The sequence below is a fragment of the Pseudomonas sp. WC1 genome (assembly GCF_050586565.1).
Classification (GTDB): Bacteria; Pseudomonadota; Gammaproteobacteria; order Pseudomonadales; family Pseudomonadaceae; genus Aquipseudomonas.
In genome coordinates this window covers 1-19679 of record NZ_JBOBDQ010000081.1, presented here as the reverse complement: position 1 = coordinate 19679, position 19679 = coordinate 1, and the positions used below count along the sequence as shown (strand labels likewise).

The 19679-nt window shown below is 67.0% G+C and carries 14 protein-coding genes; 6 read left to right on the top strand and 8 right to left on the bottom strand.

The window, feature by feature from the left end; genetic code table 11:
- Window positions 1–7 precede the first annotated feature (7 nt).
- The 4 genes from peaD to peaA are packed head-to-tail and all read right to left on the bottom strand — an operon-like array spanning window position 8 to window position 4506.
- Window positions 8–1129, bottom strand: coding sequence for a quinohemoprotein amine dehydrogenase subunit beta (gene peaD / locus ACQ4OD_RS24725; protein WP_139670668.1), 1122 nt, complete (start codon window positions 1127–1129; stop codon window positions 8–10).
- Window positions 1130–1148: 19 nt separating this feature from the next.
- Window positions 1149–1472, bottom strand: a complete 324-nt coding sequence (qhpC, locus tag ACQ4OD_RS24720) for a quinohemoprotein amine dehydrogenase subunit gamma (protein ID WP_094012540.1) — start codon at window positions 1470–1472, stop codon at window positions 1149–1151.
- A 1-nt stretch (window position 1473) separates the two neighbouring features.
- A complete protein-coding gene (gene peaB, locus ACQ4OD_RS24715) occupies window positions 1474–2904 on the bottom strand; it encodes a quinohemoprotein amine dehydrogenase maturation protein (RefSeq protein ID WP_139670670.1) in 1431 nt (476 codons plus the stop codon).
- Between the two features lie 36 nt (window positions 2905–2940).
- The gene (gene peaA, locus ACQ4OD_RS24710; protein ID WP_198754212.1) at window positions 2941–4506 is read right to left on the bottom strand and encodes a quinohemoprotein amine dehydrogenase subunit alpha; all 1566 of its coding nucleotides are present in this window, start codon (window positions 4504–4506) and stop codon (window positions 2941–2943) included.
- 470 nt (window positions 4507–4976) lie between these two features.
- Here peaA and ACQ4OD_RS24705 point away from each other — a divergent pair, with 470 nt between their 5' ends.
- Together ACQ4OD_RS24705 and ACQ4OD_RS24700 are read left to right on the top strand one after the other, a co-directional pair.
- Window positions 4977–6470, top strand: a complete 1494-nt coding sequence (locus tag ACQ4OD_RS24705) for an aldehyde dehydrogenase family protein (protein WP_198754213.1) — start codon at window positions 4977–4979, stop codon at window positions 6468–6470.
- 94 nt (window positions 6471–6564) lie between these two features.
- Entirely contained in the window at window positions 6565–7878 is a 1314-nt protein-coding gene (locus tag ACQ4OD_RS24700; protein WP_430945099.1) for a hypothetical protein, read from the top strand.
- Between the two features lie 94 nt (window positions 7879–7972).
- On the opposite strand, the gene qhpG is transcribed toward ACQ4OD_RS24700, so the two are convergent.
- The 4 genes from qhpG to ACQ4OD_RS24680 are packed head-to-tail and all read right to left on the bottom strand — an operon-like array spanning window position 7973 to window position 13563.
- On the bottom strand, window positions 7973–9262 hold the full coding sequence (qhpG, locus tag ACQ4OD_RS24695; protein WP_430945098.1) for a flavin-dependent monooxygenase QhpG: 1290 nt from the start codon (window positions 9260–9262) through the stop codon (window positions 7973–7975).
- Window positions 9255–9932, bottom strand: coding sequence for a subtilisin-like serine protease QhpE (gene qhpE, locus ACQ4OD_RS24690; protein WP_430945097.1), 678 nt, complete (start codon window positions 9930–9932; stop codon window positions 9255–9257). The genes qhpG and qhpE overlap by 8 nt, the downstream gene beginning before the upstream one ends.
- Complete coding sequence (locus tag ACQ4OD_RS24685) at window positions 9922–11649, bottom strand: ABC transporter ATP-binding protein (protein ID WP_430945096.1); 1728 nt, start codon at window positions 11647–11649, stop codon at window positions 9922–9924. The genes qhpE and ACQ4OD_RS24685 overlap by 11 nt, the downstream gene beginning before the upstream one ends.
- A 3-nt stretch (window positions 11650–11652) precedes the next feature.
- Window positions 11653–13563, bottom strand: a complete 1911-nt coding sequence (locus ACQ4OD_RS24680; RefSeq protein ID WP_139670685.1) for a sigma-54-dependent Fis family transcriptional regulator — start codon at window positions 13561–13563, stop codon at window positions 11653–11655.
- A gap of 289 nt (window positions 13564–13852) precedes the next feature.
- Here ACQ4OD_RS24680 and ACQ4OD_RS24675 point away from each other — a divergent pair, with 289 nt between their 5' ends.
- From ACQ4OD_RS24675 to ACQ4OD_RS24660, 4 genes are read left to right on the top strand one after another with little or no spacing between them, the layout of a single operon-like run.
- Window positions 13853–15199, top strand: coding sequence for a hypothetical protein (locus ACQ4OD_RS24675; protein WP_430945095.1), 1347 nt, complete (start codon window positions 13853–13855; stop codon window positions 15197–15199).
- Between the two features lie 26 nt (window positions 15200–15225).
- Window positions 15226–17460 carry an Ig-like domain-containing protein gene (locus tag ACQ4OD_RS24670; RefSeq protein ID WP_198754218.1) on the top strand — a complete coding sequence of 745 codons (2235 nt, stop codon included), beginning with the start codon at window positions 15226–15228 and terminating at the stop codon, window positions 17458–17460.
- Window positions 17461–17476: 16 nt separating this feature from the next.
- The gene (locus ACQ4OD_RS24665; protein WP_430945094.1) at window positions 17477–17947 is read left to right on the top strand and encodes a curlin; all 471 of its coding nucleotides are present in this window, start codon (window positions 17477–17479) and stop codon (window positions 17945–17947) included.
- Between the two features lie 30 nt (window positions 17948–17977).
- A complete protein-coding gene (locus ACQ4OD_RS24660; RefSeq protein WP_430945093.1) occupies window positions 17978–19423 on the top strand; it encodes a curlin in 1446 nt (481 codons plus the stop codon).
- The last annotated feature ends 256 nt before the right edge of the window (window positions 19424–19679 follow it).

The following is a 19679-nucleotide window of genomic DNA, read 5'->3' as shown; positions in this document are numbered from 1 at the left end:
CACCGCTCTACCGAATGAACACCTGCGGCGTGGTGGTCGACATGTCGCCACCGGGCAGTTTGATGTTCCCCACCTTCTCCAGCGTATTGGGGTCGAACACCGCCAGGTCGTTGAACGTCCCGCCCAGGTAGAGCTTGTCGCCGGCCTTGTCGAAGGTCACGCAGTAGTAGGTATGGTCCAGGTTGGCGGCCTTGACCAGCTTCTTCTGCGCGATGTCGTAGCGGGCCAGGCGATTGAGCACGCCGTACATCTGGTTCGGGTCCTTCGGCGAGCGCAGGCCGGTGAAGTACAGCTCGGTCAGCTCGGCGAACTCCTGGGTATGGGCCTTGCCGGTCTTCAGGTCGATGCTCAGGTAGCCGTAAAGCGGCTCGGCGCTGGCCGGGTCCTGCTTGGCGTCCTTGAACCTGGCGATGGTGTAGAGCATCGAGAACTCGTGCAAAGAACTCTGGTGCGGCCAGAAGTACAGCACGTCCGGCGCGCTGTAGCCCGGGCGGTTCCAGCTGCGCAGTGGCAGTGCGACGGTGTATTTGCCGGTGTTGACGTCCAGCTTGTAGATGTCCGGCCCGGCCACATAGAGACTGCCGTCGTCGGCGGCGCGCATCAGGTACACCTGGCGCGGCATCGGGAAGGTGCGCACAGGCTTGGCATCCAGGCCGTCGCCGGTGCGGAACACTTCCAGGCGCGGCGGCTTGACCACATAGTGGTCGTTCAGGCGTTGGCTGGGGTTGACCGTGGCGTACACCTCCTTGCCGTCGGGGCTGATGGCGAAGGAGTACATGGCCTTGCCGACCTCGCCCGGCACGCTGGACAGGTTGGCGTGGAAGGTGGTCTTGCAGCTGTCCAGGTCGATGCCATAGATATCGGCGAAGTGATTGTTGAGCACGTAGGCGGTGCGGTTGTCCGGCGCCATCATCGCCGTGCCGGGGCCGAACGAGTCGGGCATGCGGCAGGTCTTGTACAGCGTGTCGCTGGCCACCTCGACCACGTGCAGGTTGTTCGGGTAGTTGGTGGCGATCAGGTATTCATGGCCGGCCTTCAGGGCCTTGCCTGCGTCGTCGGCCTGGGCCGCCCAGGCGCAGGCCGTGGCGGCGACGGTGAGCGCGAGTTGCGCGCAGAGTCCAGGTTTCATGCGGTTTCCCCTTGTAGTTCTATTTGTCTTTCGGGAATACGGTGCCGAGGTTGCGCCAGTCTTCGGCGGAGTTGGTTGCCTGGGCGTTCCAGTCCTGGTAGGTGCTCATCATGTCCGGCACCTGGGCTGGCCACCAGCAAGGGTCGGAGCAGCCGTACAGGTCGGCCTCCATCGGCTGGCACAGCGAGCTGACGCCACCGAAGGCGTCCACTTCCCAGCCCGGGTCGGTGGTGGCGGTGCAGCCGGCCACGGCGCTCATCGCCAGCACGTCCTCGACGCGGTCTTCGGCGGCCGCCTGCTCGAGAATGCGCGCCTTGTTGTTCAGCGGTTTGAGGTGCTTCATGTCAGTGCGCCTTCCGGGGAGTGATGTAGCGATCGATGAAGGCCGGGTTAACGGCCATGATGCGGCTGTAGACCTCGATGCCGAAGTCGACCCAGTCACGCATCAGCTCGCAATAGTGGTAGGTCGGATGCTGCGGGTCGCCGTAGCGAGCGTAGCTTTCGTGGTAGCAACCGCCGGAACACAGGTTGCGGATGCGGCAGCTGTCGCAGCCGGTGCCGCTGCGGTCCAGGCGCTGCGAGAGGAAATCGTTGAGCTGCGCCTGCTTCACGCCCTGGTGCACATTGCCGAAGGTCGGCAGGCTGGAGCCGGTGAAGCGGTGGCACAGGTTCAGCTCGCCCTCGTGGTCCACCGCCAGCATCTTCAGCCCGGCACCGCATGGCAGGGCCTTCTTGTGGCCTTCGTGAATGTCGGTGATCAGCTGGTGCAGGTTGGAGAAGCCGATGTTGCGGTGCGCCAGCGCCGCCTCCAGGTAACGCCGGCCGAGGGCCTTCATGTTGGCGAACACCTGCACCAGCTCGTCGCCGGTGAGGTTGAAGTCGGCCATGTCACCGGAGGTCACCGGGGCGAACCCCACCTCGGCGAAGCCCATCTCGTTGAACAGGTGGTTCCAGATAGTCTCGATATCGGTGATGCCACGGGTCAGCGTCACCCGCGCCCCCACCGGCCGGCTGCGGTAGCGCGACAGCAGCATATCGGCCTTGCGCCGCACCACGTCGTAGGTGCCCTGCCCGCCCACGGTGATGCGGTTGCGGTCGTGCACGGTCTTGGGCCCATCGATGCTGATCGACAGGCCGAAGCGGTGGGCATCGAGCCAGTCGACGATCTCTTCGGTGAGCAGCGTGGCATTGGTGGTCATGATGAACTCGACCTGCTTGCCCGCCTCGGAGAAGCGTCGCTCGCAGTACGCCACCATGTGCTCGATCAACGCCCGGTTGGACAGCGGCTCGCCGCCGAAGAACACCACGCTGTAGCGCTCCTCGTTCGGCGACTCCTTGAGCAGCATCTCCACCGAGGCTTCGGCGGTGGCGCTGTTCATCTTCTTGCCCGCGGAGGGCTTGTCGAGGTCCTCCTTGTAGCAGTAGGTGCAGCTGAGGTTGCAGCCGGTGTTGACGTTGAGCACCACGGTGTTCAGCGCGGTGCGCTCGACCTGTTTCAGGGCGATTTCAGGGGTCAGCGGCGAGCCGTCGCTGACCACTTCCAGGGCGATCAGCTCGCGCAGGGTTTCCTCGATGTCCTGCCCGTCGAACTGCTGGCCGAGCTGCTGCAGCAGCTCCTCGGCGGAACAGCCCTGGCGGCGCAGGGTGTCGATGATGCCGCCGGTCACCGCGTCGGTGGCGAACAGCGAACTGCTGGGGATATGGAACAGCATGCGGTCGGCATCGACCTGCACTTCGTGCAGGTTGCGTTCGACCAGGTTCAGTAGTGCGCCCATGGCGACCTCCCGATAAGCAATTGGTCAGGTTGATGCCTATGGCAGCGGCGGATTGTTCCAGCGCTGCACGGTGACGATCATGTGGCCCTCACCCTGCTGGCCACCGTCGGCGAGGGTGGCGATCACCTTCAGGTTGCCGGCGTTGTTGGTCATCATCTTGCGCTCGGGGTTGGGCCCTGCCCCGCCCGGCACGAACACGCCGTCGGCCTGCATCTGCCCGGCGAACCTGACGTCCTCGTCCTCGACCGCCCGTTCGTTGAACGGCTCGACTTTCCAGGTGGCTGGCAGGTAGCCGATGCGCAGCGGCTGGCCACTGGCGTCCTTGCCCCAGGCTTCAGCCTCGAAGCGACCTTGCACCTTGGGCACCGAGGCGCCGTTCTCGCCGATGCGGGCAATGGAGAACGCCGGCACCACCTTGACCTCATCGACCTTGTCGTACACCGCCAGTTGCACGCCCTTGAGCGCGCCCACCGCCACCTCGCGGGGGCCGGCGGCGGCATCCTTGGCGGCGCGGGCCTTGACCCGGATCAGCGTCGGCGTCGACTCCAGCACTTCGGTCACTTCGACGCCCGCGCCCAGCTCGGGCTTGCCGGACAGGTCGCTGCCCACCAGGGTGATCTCGCTGTCGCTGCCAGCCTTGATGAACGCCGGCTGCACCGCCAGCAGGCGCCCCTGCCCGGCCTTCGCCGCACTGAAGTCCAGGCCGCGCTCGTCGTGCTCGGCCTCGAACATGCGGCCCTTCATCTGCCCGTCGATGGCGGCGAACACCTGGCGCAGGTTGGCCTCGCCCACCTTGACGTTGCCGCGCCATTCATAGCCGTTGTAGAGGATCGCCGAACCGCTGCCGTTGAACGGCGTGCCGTCGGCGTAGGCGCCCTTGACCTCGACCTTGAAGGTATCGCCCTGCTCGGCGCTGACCGTCATCACCCCACGCACGTCACCCTTGGCCAGCATATGGCCGCTGAACGCCCACTGTCCGGACAGGACCTTGGACTCGGGCCGGGCCTTGAGCCACTCGGCCCAGGCCGGGTTGTCGAGGGGGAAGCGCTTGGCCAGGTCGGGCACCATCTGCTTGAGGGCGATGTCCAGCCAGTCGCGGTCGCGGGCCTGGGCCTGGTATTCGAGGGACGGCCATTGGCCGAGGTGGAAGTTGACCAGGTGCTCCCACTCCTTGGCCGGGCGCCGTTGCAGGGCGACACGGGCGCCGGAGTGGCAGCGGCCGCACATCTGGCTGAGCTGGTCGTCGAAGTGTTCGACGGTATTGAGCCGGCGTTCCATGGCGTAGCGCACACCGTCGGTCTCGCTGGGCGCCAGGCCCTGCTTGTCGGCCAGGTACTTGACCAGGGTGCGGCGGTCGTCGTCGCTGATCTGCAAGCCATGCATCACCTGCATGCGGGCGATGCTCATCAGCCAGCCCTCGGGGGTCTTGCGCTGGTGGCTGATGCGGCTGTAGCTGTCGTTGCCTTCGGGGATATGGCACCCCATGCACTTGTTCTGCAACAGGCTCGGGCCCTGCTCGGCCGCCATGGCCTGGGCGGACAGCAGTGCGGTGGCGACCAGCGCCAGTGTGCCCGCCTGCCGCCGGAGTCGAGTTGTCTTCAAGGTCAGACCTCCACGGTATCGTTCTTATCGTTATTCGCACGCTGCGGTGTGCATCTGACAGTAGCGATACAGGAAGTGTGCCAATTGCGGCAAATATGTTTTGCATCAACGATTTGAGCGCAGAGCAGGGGCAAACCCCAGCAGCGCAGGCTGTGGCCGAACGTGCCATTTCGCGACGGGGTGTTTCACCTTGAGACACAGGGCCTGCTGCGCAGGCCAGCTCCCACAGGGATCTAGCCACCTTCGAGTCCAACGCCGTACCTGTGGGAGCCGGCTTGCCGGCGATTGGCCCGCACAGCGGTCCGTTTCATCTCCGTCTCACTCAGTCTCAATGTGCAACAGCTCAAGCCTCCCTGACTGCATGCCATGTAACGCGAAAACCACATGTATCAAGGGCTGTGAACGCGTTGCCCGGCTTGGCACGCCCATTGCCCTGCCCTGGTCACAACCATGACAAGAGGCACCGCCCAATGCATTCCGAACTGCCGATCCTGCCCGCCACCCGTGCCTTCCTCGCACGCCCGCTGAAGATGCGCATTGGCGCCGACTGGCAGGACGCCGCCAGCGGCCGCACCATGACCTTGCGCAACCCGGCCAGTGGCGAGGTCCTCGCCGAGGTGCCCGCGGCCGAGGCACAGGATGTGGACCGCGCCGTGCAGGCCGCCCGCCAGGCGTTCGAACACTCGGCCTGGAGCCGGATGCGTCCGCGTGAGCGGCAGAACCTGCTGTGGCGCCTGGCCGACCTGATGCAGCGCGATGCCCAGGAGCTGGCCGAGCTGGAATGCCTGAACAACGGCAAGAGTGCCGCCGTGGCCCAAGTGATGGACGTGCAACTGGCCATCGACTTCCTGCGCTACATGGCCGGTTGGGCGACCAAGCTCGAAGGCAGCACGGTCGAGCCGTCGCTGCCGCTGATGCCCAATGACGACTTCCACGCGTTCGTGCGCCGCGAGGCGGTGGGCGTGGTCGGCGCCATCGTCGCCTGGAATTTCCCGCTGCTGCTGGCCTGCTGGAAGCTCGGCCCGGCCCTGGCCACCGGCTGCACGGTGGTGCTCAAGCCTGCCGATGAAACCCCGCTGACCGCGCTCAAGCTCGCCGAACTGGTAAGCGAGGCCGGCTACCCGGACGGCGTGTTCAACGTGATCACCGGCACCGGGCTGAACGCCGGTGCCGCGCTGAGCCGCCACCCGGGCGTGGACAAGCTGACCTTCACCGGCTCCACCGAAGTCGGCAAGCTGATCGGCAAGGCGGCCATGGACAACATGACCCGCGTCACCCTCGAACTGGGCGGCAAGTCGCCGACCATCGTCCTGCCCGACGCCAACCTGCAGGCGGCCGCCGCCGGAGCCGCCACGGCGATCTTCTTCAACCAGGGCCAGGTGTGCTGCGCCGGCTCCCGGCTGTATGTGCACCGCAAGCACTTCGACAACGTGGTGGCCGATATCGCCGGCATCGCCAATGCCATGAAACTGGGCAACGGCCTGGACCCTAGCGTACAGATGGGCCCGCTGATCTCGGCCCGGCAGCAGGAGCGGGTCACCGGCTACATCGACCTGGGTCGCGAGTTGGGCGCGACCATCGCCTGCGGCGGCGAAGGCTTCGGCCCGGGCTACTTCGTCAAGCCGACGGTGATCGTCGATGTCGACCAGCGCCACCGCCTGGTGCAGGAGGAAATCTTCGGCCCGGTGCTGGTGGCCATGCCATTCGACGACCTCGACGAGGTGGTGGGCCTGGCCAATGACAACCCCTACGGGCTGGGCGCGAGCATCTGGTCCAACGACCTGGCCGCGGTGCACCGGATGATCCCGCGGATCAAGTCCGGGTCGGTGTGGGTGAACTGTCACAGCGCGCTGGACCCGGCGCTGCCGTTCGGCGGCTACAAGCTCTCCGGCGTCGGCCGCGAGATGGGCGCGGCGGCAATCGAGCACTACACCGAGCTGAAGTCGGTGCTGATCAAGTTCTGATTTCACCGGTGCTGACCTTATCGCCGGAAAGCCGGCGATAAGGTCCGGCCAGTCAATGAAAAAGCCAGAAAACAACAAAAACATGGAGCACACCATGACGCACAAGCTCGCCTGCACGTTGGCCCTGCTGCTGGCCTCTCCCTTCACCCAGGCCCACGAACTCTACAACCACGCCGGCACCACACTGGACGCCAACCTCGAAGCGCTGTTCGGCGTATTCCACAGCGACGAAAGCTTCGACCAGTTCGGCAACCGCCAGGCCGGCAGCAGCAACTGGCGCGAGGGCTACGTCAAGTACGGCCTGAGCGCCAGCCAGGCGCTGGCCAGCAACGGCACGCTTTACGGCGCCTTCAGCCTGCTCAGTTCGGCCACCTGGGGCGATGGCGACGCCGCGGGTTTCACCCTCGGTGACGAACGTCGCACCGGCGTCGAGGACGCTTACCTTGGATGGCGCTCGGGCACCCTGTTTCCGGCGCTTGGCGAAGACGGCATCGATCTCTCCGGCGGGCGCCAGGTCATCACCCTCGGCGACGGTTTCCTGATCCAGGGCGACCCGGTCAATGCCGGCAACGTCGACCTGGGCGCCGATTTCGACCGTGGCGGCGCCTACTACCTGGCGGCGCGCAAGGCGTTCGACCGCACCGCCGTGTTACGTCTGGGCGGCAAGCAGGGCTGGCGTGGCGACCTGATGTGGCTCAAGTCCGACAACCCGTTCCAGGCCGACACCTCCATGGCGGTGGCCAACCTCGAGCATGTCGCCGACGCGGGCACCGTGGGCCTGAGCTGGATCCGTGGCCTGGATGTCGACCTCCGCTACGCCGAGATCCTTGGCCTGGAACACCGCGACGGCATGGACACGGTGAGCCTGCGCGGGCGTGGCAACCTGGGAGTGAAAGACCTCGAACTGGCCGCCGAGTATGTCACCCAGGACCGCACCGACGGGCGCGAGAACGCCTGGTACCTGGAGGGCAACTGGACCTTCTCCGGGCTGCCCTGGTCGCCCACCGCCACCTACCGCTACAGCCGCTTCTCGGAGCACTTCGACCCGCTGTTCTATGGCCTGAGCCGGGGCTATGGCACCTGGTTCCAGGGCGAGGTGGCGGCCAACTACGCCGGGCCATTCAACAGCAATACCCAAGTGCACCATGTGGCGCTCAAGGCCACGCCACGGGAGGGGCTGACCGTGGGCGCGCTGTACTTCGACTTCGACCCGCTCAGCACCGACCAGGGCAACCTGGGTGGGCGCGAGGTGGACCTGTATGTGGAGTGGATGGTCAGCGAGCATTGGCTGATCAGCCCGCTGGTGGGGTTCTACACCCCGCAGCGCAGCGCGCAGGATGGCGGCGTGCAGTTGGGTGGCCGGGATAGCGGGGCCTACCTGCAACTGGTGGTGGGGACATTCTTCTAAGCCAGCGGTCCTATCGCGGGGCAAGCCCGCTCCCACGCAGGGTTTGCTGGCTGATGCAGCACCGGTGGGGGCGGGCTTGCCCCGCGATGAGTCCTCAGCAAAAACCCTGTTCGCGCAACCAACGCGCAATCATCGGCTGGTGCGTCTGTGTCACCAGGCGCTCCAGGCCGATGCCAGCCTGCACCCCGCGTACCACCGGCGCCAGCTCGATACCTTGCAGGTGCCACACCCCCAGCGGCTGGTCAGCCGTCACCACTACTTCGGTCTCCTCCACCCAACCCTCGCGCAGCACCGGGCGGCGCTCCACCCGCACCGCCTGCCAGTTTGCCAACGCGTGCAGCGGTTGCGCATCTGGCCAGCACCGGCGGCGGGCCCAGAACGGCTGTTCGCCACGTTGCGCTTCCTGGGCGTAGAAATCGCGCCCGATCCGGGCGAAACGCAGGAACAGCTGTTCGATCCGCGTTTGATGGAAGCGCTGCGCCAAGGCTGCCTGCCCGGGCCGTTGCAGCAGGGTATTGATCACCACGGGCGCCTGCAGCGCCGAGGACAAGGACTGGAAGATGCCATTGCCCGACAACGGATCAACCGCCATCGCCGCATCGCCAACCCGTAGCCAATCACGGCCCGCGCAGTTGCCGACAAGAATCGCTGTGCTGCTGCGCGCATGCACCTGGGCAGGGGCGAAGGCCTGCTCGCCGAACAGTTGCGCCACCAGCGCCGAGCCACGGCGGCGCCCGGCACAGTATTCGGGCAACGCCGTCTTGCCCGGCAGCCGCGCCGCCGTCACGTCCAGCGTCACCTGCCAGTAGCAGCGGCCATCGGCCAGCCGCGCCATCCAGGCCCAGCCGTCGTCCAGGCTCTCTACTGCCGAGGCCGGCGTGCCGGGCTCGGCCTGCCAGAGGTTGAGCAGGCTGACCGTCTCCGGCCCGCGCAGGCGACCTTCGCTCAACGGGGCCTGACGACCACGGGCCTCGACCAGGAAAACACCGTGCAAGGTACGCCCGTCGTCCAACTGGACACGATACCCCTGCCCCTGGTCCACTTCGCGCACACGCCCTTCGACGAGCTCGACACCGGCACGATTCAAGTCATCACGCAGTGCCTGGTCGAAGCGCTGGCGATCCAGCAGCCACTCCTGGTTCGGTTGCAGCCGCTCACCGTTCCAGTGCACCTGCCGCGTGGCCGGCGTGGTCGCCTCGGCCAGGGCAGCGCCCAGGCCCGCATGGCGCAAGCCCTCAAGCACACGTTGCGAAACACCTTCCACCGCGGCGAAACGGCGCCAGTCGGACACCACGGTGACGGGGTAGCCCATCCGCCGCAGCCCCAGGGCAGTAGTCGCCCCCGCAGGTCCGGCACCGAGTACCAGGATGCTCGGTTCAGGCATCGGTCGACTCCTTGCGCTCAGGGCCGACGAACGCCGCGTGCCGCTCCAGCCAGTGCAACAGTGCCTGCCGCGTCATGCCGGGCTCCTCGCCCAGCAGGGCCGCCACCCGCCCAGTGAACGCGGCACAGGCCAGACTGGCCCCGGCCACCCCAGCGGCGCCAACCGCCGCGCCGAAGTCGGCCTGGGGAGTGCCCAGCCACGACCATTGCCCAGCGGCGCAGCGAGCATCGCCAGTTACGCGAATGACCCCGGGATAACTGGCCGGATACACCGGCTCGCCCCGCGCCGGACTGGAGGCGCACAGCAGCACGCCAGCGGCCACGGCCTCGGCGCAGGCCAGGCGCAGCACCGGGCGATCCTGGCGCAGGCCCAGGCTCAGGTTGACCACAGTCGCGCCCGCCTCCACCAGCCACAACAGGCCAGCGGCCACCTGCAAGGCGCTGGTGCTGCCCTGCCCGGCGAACACCTGGGCCAGCAGCACCGGCTGGCCGCCGGACTCGGCCCGCAGCCGCGCCAGCACCGCGCTGCCGTGGCCCAGGGCATCCGGCAGCAGCTCGCCCTCGCACAGCACGCCGTCCTCAAGCCAGAAGCGCCGCGCGCCGAGCAGGCTATCCGCCTGCTGCGCCGAGCAGCCACTGTCGATCACGCCAATGCACAGGTCAGCGGCCATTGTCGGCGGGCTCCTTGCTGCGCAATTGCCCGTCACGCAGTTCCAGGTGCAGGTCGGCATCGGCGAGGGTCGAGGCACGATGGCTGATCAGGATCCGCGTACGCCCGGCGAACAGCTGGTCGATGGCGGCAATCACTTCACGCTCGGTGGCTTCGTCCACCGCCGAGGTGGCCTCGTCCAGCACCAGGATCGCCGGTTGCTGGAGCAGCGCCCGGGCGATGGCGATACGTTGTTTCTGGCCACCGGACAACTGCTGGCCGCGTTCGCCCAGCAGACCATCGAGCCCCAGCGGCAGGCTCTGCACCAGGCTGTCCAGGCGGGTCAGCCGCACCACCTGCTCGAGCTCCTCACGGCTGGCCTGGGGCGTGCTGTAGGCCAGGTTCTGTGCCAGGGTGCCGCGAAACAGCACGATGTCCTGGCTGACCACGGCGATGCGCCGCCGCAGGGCCTGCAGGTCGAGCTCGCGCAGGTCGACGCCGTCGAGCAGGATGCGCCCGTCATCCGGGTCGTAGAAGCGCTGCAGCAGGTCGATCAGGGTCGACTTGCCGACGCCGGAAGCGCCGCTGATGGCGATCTTGGTGCCGCCGGGCAGACAGGCCTGCACCTGGTCCAGCACCCCACCCTGGCGCCCGTCGTGGGCGAAAGATACACCGTCCAGTCGCAGCTCCCCGGCCCCTTGTGGCATGGGCCGGGGATCGTCCGCCTCGCGCACCGCGAGCGCCTCCCGCTTGAGCTCCATCACCCGCCCCAGGCTCACGGCCATCCGCTGCACCGCCACGTACAGGCCCAGCAGGCTCTGCACCGGACCGACGGCCATGCCCATGTAGGTGGAAAAGGCGATCAGCGCACCCAGTTGCCAGGTGCCCTGGATCACCCACCAGCCGCCGACCAGGAATGCGCAAGCCCGGCACCAGGAAGTCAGCGTGCCGGGCACCGCCTGGGTAAAGAACTCGGTGACCTGCACCCTGAGCAGCTGCCCCATGTAGCCCTGCCCCAACTGATCGAGGCGCTCGGCCTCACGCCGCTGCTGGCCGGCGGCCTGGATGAACTTCATCGCCGGCAGTGTCTCGACCAGGAACGACGACACGTCCGCCGAGCGTTCGCGCAGGCTGCGCACCTCGCGCTCGACCTTGCGTCGCATCCAGCGCAGCCACAGCACTTCGAGCGGGATCAGCAACACCAGCAGCAGCGACAGCTGCCAGGACAGCATCAGCATCAAGGCCACCGCACCGACCAGGCCGATCAGCGCCGATACCGCCGAGAACAACGAGTCCACGGCAAAGCGCTGGATCTCGGCGACATCGCCATCGAGCCGCGACAGGATGTCACCGGTGCGCCGGCGCCCGTAGAAGGTCGGCGAAAGTTGTTGCAGGTGTCGGTACAAGTCGTCGCGCAGGGCGAACAGGATGCGCCCGGACAGGCGCGTGTGCAGGTAGCGGTTGACCCCGGCCAGCAGCGTGCCGAGCAGGCCGGCGACGATCATGATCGCCGCCATGTGCCAGAGGGTCTGGTAATCCTTGGCCAGCAGGCCTTCGTCGATCAAGGTCTTGACCAGCCAGGGTTGCGCCAGGGCCAGCAGCGAGGCGCCCAGGGACAGCCCCAGGAGCACGCCGATGGCGCCACGCTGCGGGCGCACGAAGCCGTAGAGCCAGGCCAGGGCCTGGCGCATCAACTGCGGGTCGCTGGATTCGATCAATCGGGAAAACAGTCCGCCCATGGCTCAACCACGCAACTGCTTGAGCTTGCGATACAGCGTCGCCCGGCTGATACCCAGGGCCTCGGCCGCGGCCGAGACATTGCCCTGGTGCCGGGCCAGGGCAGCGCGGATCAGTTCCAGTTCGTTGTCGCGCAGGCTGCCGGACGGCGCCGCGCCGCTGGCCAGTTCATCGAGCAGGCAGTCGGTGAGGTGGTCGAGGGTCAGCACCTGCTCGCCCTCCTCGCGCATTGCCAGGGCGGTGCGCACCACCATTTCCAGCTGGCGGATGTTGCCCGGCCAGTCGAAGTTCTCCAGCAGCGCCGCCAGCGCTGGGTCGAGGCTCACACTGCCGGCTCCGGACTTGTCCAGCAAACCTTGGATGATCGTTGCCAGGTCGTCGCGCTCGCGCAGTGCCGGCAGACGCAGGGACACGCCGTTGACCCGGTAGTAGAGGTCTTCGCGGAAGTGCTGGTCGGCAACCCGGCGCTTGAGGTCGCGATGAGTGGCGCAGATCAGCGCCACGTCGATGTCCTGCTCGTCGCCGGCGCCAAGGGGCGCCACGCGGCGCTCCTGCAGCACACGCAGCAGGCGCGCCTGCAGGGCCAGCGGCATGTCACCGATCTCGTCGAGGAACAGCGTGCCGCCATGGGCCTGCATCAGCCGCCCGACCATGCCGCCCCGGCGCGAGCCGGTGAAGGCGCCGTCGCGGTAGCCGAACAGCTCGGACTCGATCAGCCCCTCGGGAATCGCCGCGCAGTTGACCGCCACGAATGGCTTGTCGGCACGCGGACCGGCCTGGTGCAGGGCACGGGCAACCACCTCCTTGCCAGTGCCGGTTTCACCCAGCAGCAGGACCGGCAACCCGTTTGCCAAGCCCTGGCGGGCCATGCGCAAGGCACGCGCCAGACGGGCATCGCCACCGGCCAGCGCTTCCAGTGCCTGGGTCTTCGGCGGTGCTGGTTTGGCGATCGCAGACGGGCCACTGACGCGACCATGCCGCGGCAGTTGCAGCGCCCGGAAAAAGAACTCGCCCGCTGCCGTCTGCACGCTGCTGACGCCGCCCTGCCACAGGCGCGCGATAAACGCCGGCGAACGCTCGCCGAGCAGGTCACCGCAGCGTCGCCCGAGCAGCGCCTGGCGTGGCATCTGCAACAACTGGCAGGCATTGTCGTTGGCCGCCATCACCTCGCCTTCCAGGCTCAGCGCCAGCAGGCCCTGCCAGGCGCTGGCCAGGTATTGCGGGCGGCTATGGAAGGCCAGAACCAGATGCTCGGGATGGTAGAGCCCGAACAGCCGGCTCTCGATATTGCCGGCGGCGAGCAGCAACGTGGAAAGGCTGTCCTGGGGCTGGGCCATGACGCCTTCACGGGTCACGTCGAGCACGCCTATCACGTCGCCACGCGGATCACGCAACGGCACCGAGGTGCAGGAGAACGGGCTGAGCCGATCCAGGTAATGCTCGCCGCAGTTGATCAGGGTCGGCTGGCCCTCGACCACCGCCGTGCCGATGGCATTGGTGCCGCGCAGGGCCTCGCTCCAGCAACTGCCAGGGTGCAGGTCGCGCAGGCCCTCGCGCTCGAGCACATGCTTCTGGCCGTCAATCGTCAGCACGTTGGCCTGGGAATCACCGAGGATGACGATGCCGCTCTTGCCCTGGCGTTTGATCAGGTAGTCCAGCTCAGGGGTGGCCGCGTCGATCAGCAGGCGGTTGTGTTCCAGCAGCGTGTCCAGGTCCAGGCCGTGGCGAATACCCAGGCCGACCTGCTCGCCCTGCAGACAGTCCAGGCCATGGCCGAGGCTGCGCCGCCAGGAGGCGTCGATCTCATCGCGCAGCATGCCACAGGGCAGTTCGCCTTCGCTGGCAAGCTTCAGACGGACCAGACGGGATTGCTGCAGGGGGTCGTTGGCGGTTGTTGTTGGAAGTTGTCGCGCCATTGCGTGCTCCTGGTGTGCCCCGCTCAGGCGGGGCAACGGGCATCGGATTTTCGGCAGTGTGCGTCAGAATTGGTTGGCAGTCATCAGCTACGACAGAGACCGAGCCTCACCCCATTCCCCAATGCTGGGGCCACCCGCCCACCATGGATACCTCGCCAGACCGTTGTCGGGACGCTGAAACCCTCGTCGCAAAAGCCCTGGACGCCCCTCTGCAAAACCTGGCACAACAGTTGCCGATCCCTCCCCAGACGCCCCAACCCATGGGCCCGTTTGCAGGAGGAAGCAACTCATGCACCGACCGACACCCCACCCGCTGGCCGTGGCGATCTTCGCCGGCCTGCTCCAGCTTCCGGCCCAGGCTGCGCTGTATGCGGTCGATACCGGCCCGTATACCCTGCCCACCGGTAAGTTCCCCGCCTGGTACCATGACAGCCATGGCCGGGTGCTCGACCTGTGCCTGACCAAGGCAGTGAGCTCCAGGGTCGCCGGTGCTCCCGGCGCGCCCTCGTACATGTGCACGCTGCTGCCCACACCCGGCGTGTTCGACGACACCCAGCCGATCGTCTTCCCCAGCAACTTCCCCGACGAAGCGTTCTGGTTCACCGCCGACGCCGCCATCGTCGATGCCGCCCGCGGCATCGACCTGACCTATGTATCGGCGATCGAGGCCGCCTTCAGCGCCGAGGAGCCGGTGGATGGCGACCAGGTCAGCTTCGCCCGGGTGCGCATCCGCGTCGATGTGCCGGTGGCCGGTACCTACACCATCACTCACCCTTACGGTGTCGATGTGTTCGAGGTGGCGGCCGGCGGGCGCCGGGCGATCAACATGACCCGCGACATCGGCATCGGCTCGCCAGGCGACTACAGCGGCGCGCTCAGGGGCGACATCGGGCCGTTCCTGCGCAGCGTCAACGGCCCCTATACCGAAACCAACCCAGGCACCGGCGCCAGCGAACGCTTCATCGGCGACCCGAACCTGGAGGAGCCGGTCACCGGCAGCCCGTTCAACACCAACTACGTGCGCATCGAAGGGCCCAACGGTATCGACCTGCGTACCGAGCTGTTCGCCATCTCCGGCAAGCTGTCCACGGTCAACCGCCCAACGCCGCTGATCCCGCTGCGCAGCACCTATTCGCGACACACCGTGAATGGCGACCTGCGCGCCCAGCAGGATGTATTCGTCATGGCCCCGCCGGCGCCCGCCACGGTCACCCTGACCAGCCAGACCCCCACCCTGGCCCTCGGCGAGGCCAATGGCACCGGTGCCTGGTACGCCCAGTCGCCACTCAACCCGACCCTGCCGCTGACCTTGCAGGTGACCGCCGACAACAGCCTGGCCATCGCCACCAGCACCCCGACCAGCGCACCGATGCCGCTGACCGACCTGGTGACCATCAGCCGCGCCGAATACAGCCTGGGCAGTGGCCAGCTGACCCTGGTGGCCAGCAGCAGCGACGAGACCAGCCCGCCGGCCCTCACCGCCCGCACCGGCAACGGTGCGTTGATCGGCAGCCTGAGCGGCAACGGCGCGGTCAAGACCCTGACCACCGGGCTCTCGCCGATCCCGCCAGCGACGGTGCAGGTCACCAGCGCCCATGGCGGCAGCGACAGCGAAGACGTGGTGCTGGTGCCATGAACAGGACACGCCTTCAAGGAGGCAGCATGAATACTTGGTCGCGTCGCGCACTCTGCGCCGCCGGTTTCACCCTCACCCTCAGCAGCGCGGCCTGGGCCGCGCTGTCGGAGGTCGATCCCGGCCCCTACACCTTCGCCACCGGGGGTTACCCCATGTGGTACAAGGACGCCAACAACCTCGCCCTGGAGCTGTGCCAGTCGCGCGCCACCAGCACCCGGTCACCGGGCGGCCCTGGCGCTCCGGCCTACATGTGCACCCTGCTGCCCGAGCCCGGGGTCTATGACGATGCCCTGCCGCTGGTGTTCCCGGACAACTGGCCACCGGAGATGTTCTGGTTCCTGGCCGAGACCGAGATCCCCCAGGTAGGCAACAGTGGCTACGAGCTGGAGGTCTACGTTGCCGGCCTTGAGGCAGCCTTCGCCGCCGAGAATCCGGTCAATGGCGACCAGCAGAGCTTCGCCCGCATCCGCATCCGCGCCTCGGTGCCGAGCACCGGCACCTACACCATCACCCACCCCTATGGGGTCGAGACGGTCAACGTGACCACGGCGGGCCGCCGGGCGATCAACATCACCCGCGACATCGGCATCGGTGCTCCCGGCAACTTCAGCGGTGCCCTGAACGGCAACCTCGGCCCGTTCCTGCGCGGTGTCGGCGGCCCCTACACCGAGGTCAACCCGGACACCGGCGCCACCGAGACCTTCGTCGGCGACCCGAACATTACCGAGGCAGTGACCGGCAGCCCGAACAACACCAACTTCGTGCGCATCCAGGGCCCGGCGGGCACCATCCAGACCAACGTCTTCACCGTCTCCGGCAAAGTCCTCGACCAGCGCCAGCAGACCCCGGCGACGCTGGAACGCGCCACCTACCAGCGCAACGCCGCGGGCACCCGCGTCGAAGTCTTCGCCAAGGCGCCGAACAGCGCCAGCCTGTGCCTGCGCAACGGCCTGGCGCTGGTCGGCTCGCCGCCTTCGCCCTGCCAGTTCAGCATGCTCGCCGACAACAACGGGTTGTTCTTCAACCAGCAACTGAGCCAGGCAGTGCCACCGTCGGTGGTGGTGGTCACCGCCAGCAGCCCGGCCGGCACCACGCGCCCGACATCGCTGTCGAGCAAGCTCAGCGATGTGGTCAAGGTGGGTACGGCACGCTATGACTGGAGTGCCAAGCGGTTGCTTATCGAGGCCCGGTCCAGCGACGAAGTCGTGGTGCCGGATTTGCTGGTCCAGGGCTTCGGACGGATGTCCAAGTCCGGTGTCCAGCAAAGCCTCACGGTCAACGACCTGGCCCAGCCGCCTGCCAGCATCACGGTCAAGTCGGCACATGGCGGTGTCGACGTGGAACCGGTGGTAGTGGTCGGCAGCGCCCCGGTGCAGGCCGAGAACCAAGCCCCCGTGGCCCAGGCCGACAGCGGTAGCACCAGTGTCGGCATACCGATCACCCTCAACCTGCTGGCCAACGACAGCGACCCGGACGGCAACGTGCCGCTGAGCATCACCGACCTCACCCAACCGGGCACCGGCCTGGGCGGCGTGGTGATGAACGGCACCACGGCAGTCACCTACACCCCACCGGCCGGGGCCACCTCGCCGCTGGTGGCGACCTTCAGCTACCGCGCGCAAGACGCCAAGGGCCTGAAGTCGCCGGTCACCACCGTGACCGTCAACGTCGCGCCGAACCGTCCACCAACCGCAGTGGCCGATAGCGCCGCCACCCTCGGCGTGCCACTGACCATCAACGCCCTGGCCAACGACACCGACCCGGAAGGCAACCTGCCACTGACCATCGCCAGCGTCACCCAGCCGACCCCGGCCGGGCGCGGCACGGTGAGCACCGACGGCAACGTGATCACCTACACGCCACCGGCCACGGTCACCGCAGCGTTCACCACCAGCTTCACCTACGTCGCCCGGGACGCGATCGGCGCCACCTCGACGCCCGGCACGGTCACGGTACAAGTATCGCCACGACCGGCCCAGGAGACCTTTGCGGTCACCGCGGCGACAGTCACGGCGCGCTCCAACAACCGCTTCAACTGGGACATCAGCGGAACGTCCTCGGTGACCACCGGTAACACCATCACGGTGCGGGTGACCACCACCAGCGGCGTGCAGACCCTGGGCACCACCACCGTGCCGGTCACCGGCCGCTGGCGCCTGTCGGTGAGCAACAGCACGACGCTGGTGCCCACCGCCGCGCCGACCGCCACGGTGACCAGCAGCCAGGGCAGCACGCGCACGGTCAACGTGGTGGTGCAGTAACCCCCGGGAGGATGCCATGAACGCCCTGTACCCGCTGCTGCTGTGCCTGGCCCTTACCGGCCAGGCTCTAGCCGACGACCTGATGGACAACGCCGACCTCGCCGCCGGCAGCGACCTGGGCGAGCCACTGGTGCTGCGCCTGCTGCCAACCGGCGCCGGCCAGGTCGCGGTGATCGAGCAACTGGGCACGAGCAACAGCGCTGCCCTCGACCAGAACGGCCAGGCCCTGCTCGGCCGGATCGTCCAGGCCGGGGGCGCGCAGGAGGCTTACATCCTGCAGGAAGGCAGCGACCTGACGGCCGCGATCAGCCAGCAGGGCCAGGGCAACGAGGCCACGATCCGCCAGAGTGGCAGCGGCAACAGCGCCGCCATCGAGCAGATCGGCAACCACAACAGCGCCACCATCGACCAGCGCGGCACGGGGCTCAACAGCGCCGTGACCCAGGCCGGCAACGGCCAGCAGGTCCACATCACCCAGTACCGCTAGGCCCTCATCGACAGATCTGGAGGCAATACCATGCACAAGCTCGCCCCTCTGAGCGCTGCCATCGTCCTGGCCCTTGCCGGCCAGGCCATGGCCGACGACAGCACTTCGACCCAGTCCCAACAGGGCAACCAGAACATCGCCGAGGTCAAGCAGACCCAGGCGCCGTTCGCCTCGGCCACGCAGAACCAGGCTGGCCACGACCACAATCACATGGCGCTGCAGGACAGCAGCACCAGCCATATCCAGCAAAACGCCACCGGCTCGTTCAACGCCGGCTACGCCGAGCAATTGTTCGAGAACGGCAGCCAGATCATCCAGCAGTCCGGCGGCAGCCTCAACGACGCCTTCGCCAGCCAGTCGGTGGGCGAGAACAACGAGGCCCTGCAGGTCCAGCAAGGCAGCGGCAACCGTTCGGTCATCTGGCAGGACACCCAGTACGGCAGCCAGGCCACCACCTTGCAGTCCGGCCATGGCAACGACGCCACGGTGGAGCAGCTGTTCGGCGGCAGCAACAACAAAAGCGTGATCATGCAGGGTGGCAGCGACAACCAGGCCGCCGCCGAGCACATGACCCACCAGAACGGCGATATCGCCATCTACCAGGAAGGCCGGCAGAACTGGGCCTACGGTGACCAGCGCGACGGCCTGGGCGGCACCATCGGCATCAACCAGTACGGCACGGGCAACTCGGTGGAGGTGTGGCAGGACAACCAGGTCGCCAGCCAAGCCAATGTCTACCAGAACGGCCAGAGCAACGAAGGCTACATCGATCAGAGTTTCGGCCAGGCCAACAGCGCAGGTCTCAGCCAGACCGGCCGTGGCAACGCCAGCTGGTCGGACCAGTTCGAGACCAACCAGGCGGTGACCAGCATTTCCCAGACGGGCAACAACAACCTGCACTTCACCTACCAGACCGGCGACAACCACAGCCTGACCATCAGCACGGTGGGCAACGCCAACAAGATCATGGCCAGCAACTGGAAGGGCGAGAAGTCTGGCGGGCAATTCGGTGTCGGTCAGCAGGCGCAGATCAACCAGGCGGGCAATGGCAACGGGGTCAACCTCACCCAGGAAGGCAACAGCCAGATCGCCCGGCTGAATCAGGATGGCAACCGCAACCAGATGGAGACCCGCCAGGCCGACAGCAACAACGAGCTGTACTTCGAGCAGAACGGCAGCGACAACCTGCTCATCGCCGACCAGCGCGGCACCGCCAACTACGCCGAGGGCCTGGCTGCGGGCAATGGCGGCAGTATCACCCTCGAGCAGTCGGGCAGTGGCAACCAGAGCTACACCTATCAGCTGTATGGCAGTGGCAACGAGGCGACCATCAAGCAGACCGATGGGGTCAACCTCGCCTACGTGACCCAGGGGGGTAATGGGAACCAGGCGTTTGTCGACCAGAGTGGGGCTAGTCAGACGGCCACTGTTACGCAGTTCGGGAATGCCAATATGGCGACTGTTACCCAGCAGTGACGGGGTTTCCCCTTGGACCGTGGCGTTGGTTCTCCCCTGGCGCTGCGGTTCCTTTTTTTCCTTGGGTTGGGTTTGGGTTCGGGTTCGGGTTCGGGTTCGGGTTCGGGTTCGGGGCGATTGTTTTGTTTTTTGTGGGCGCATTCGTAGAAGATGTCGACATTTAGTCACCCTTTCGCCTTTACGGCGACCTACTTTTGTCTTGACAAAAGTAGGCAAAACCGTTCGGCTCCGTTCATACGGCCCCTACGCTTCGCTA

Coding starts and splice junctions, on each gene's coding strand:
- qhpE (WP_430945097.1), bottom strand. CDS start 9,932: ATGGCCGCTGACCTGTGCATTGGCGTGATCGACAGTGGCTGCTCGGCG.
- ACQ4OD_RS24675 (WP_430945095.1), top strand. CDS start 13,853: ATGCACCGACCGACACCCCACCCGCTGGCCGTGGCGATCTTCGCCGGC.
- peaB (WP_139670670.1), bottom strand. CDS start 2,904: ATGGGCGCACTACTGAACCTGGTCGAACGCAACCTGCACGAAGTGCAG.
- qhpG (WP_430945098.1), bottom strand. CDS start 9,262: ATGCCTGAACCGAGCATCCTGGTACTCGGTGCCGGACCTGCGGGGGCG.
- qhpC (WP_094012540.1), bottom strand. CDS start 1,472: ATGAAGCACCTCAAACCGCTGAACAACAAGGCGCGCATTCTCGAGCAG.
- ACQ4OD_RS24700 (WP_430945099.1), top strand. CDS start 6,565: ATGACGCACAAGCTCGCCTGCACGTTGGCCCTGCTGCTGGCCTCTCCC.
- ACQ4OD_RS24660 (WP_430945093.1), top strand. CDS start 17,978: ATGCACAAGCTCGCCCCTCTGAGCGCTGCCATCGTCCTGGCCCTTGCC.
- peaD (WP_139670668.1), bottom strand. CDS start 1,129: ATGAAACCTGGACTCTGCGCGCAACTCGCGCTCACCGTCGCCGCCACG.
- ACQ4OD_RS24680 (WP_139670685.1), bottom strand. CDS start 13,563: ATGGCGCGACAACTTCCAACAACAACCGCCAACGACCCCCTGCAGCAA.
- ACQ4OD_RS24685 (WP_430945096.1), bottom strand. CDS start 11,649: ATGGGCGGACTGTTTTCCCGATTGATCGAATCCAGCGACCCGCAGTTG.
- ACQ4OD_RS24705 (WP_198754213.1), top strand. CDS start 4,977: ATGCATTCCGAACTGCCGATCCTGCCCGCCACCCGTGCCTTCCTCGCA.
- ACQ4OD_RS24665 (WP_430945094.1), top strand. CDS start 17,477: ATGAACGCCCTGTACCCGCTGCTGCTGTGCCTGGCCCTTACCGGCCAG.
- ACQ4OD_RS24670 (WP_198754218.1), top strand. CDS start 15,226: ATGAATACTTGGTCGCGTCGCGCACTCTGCGCCGCCGGTTTCACCCTC.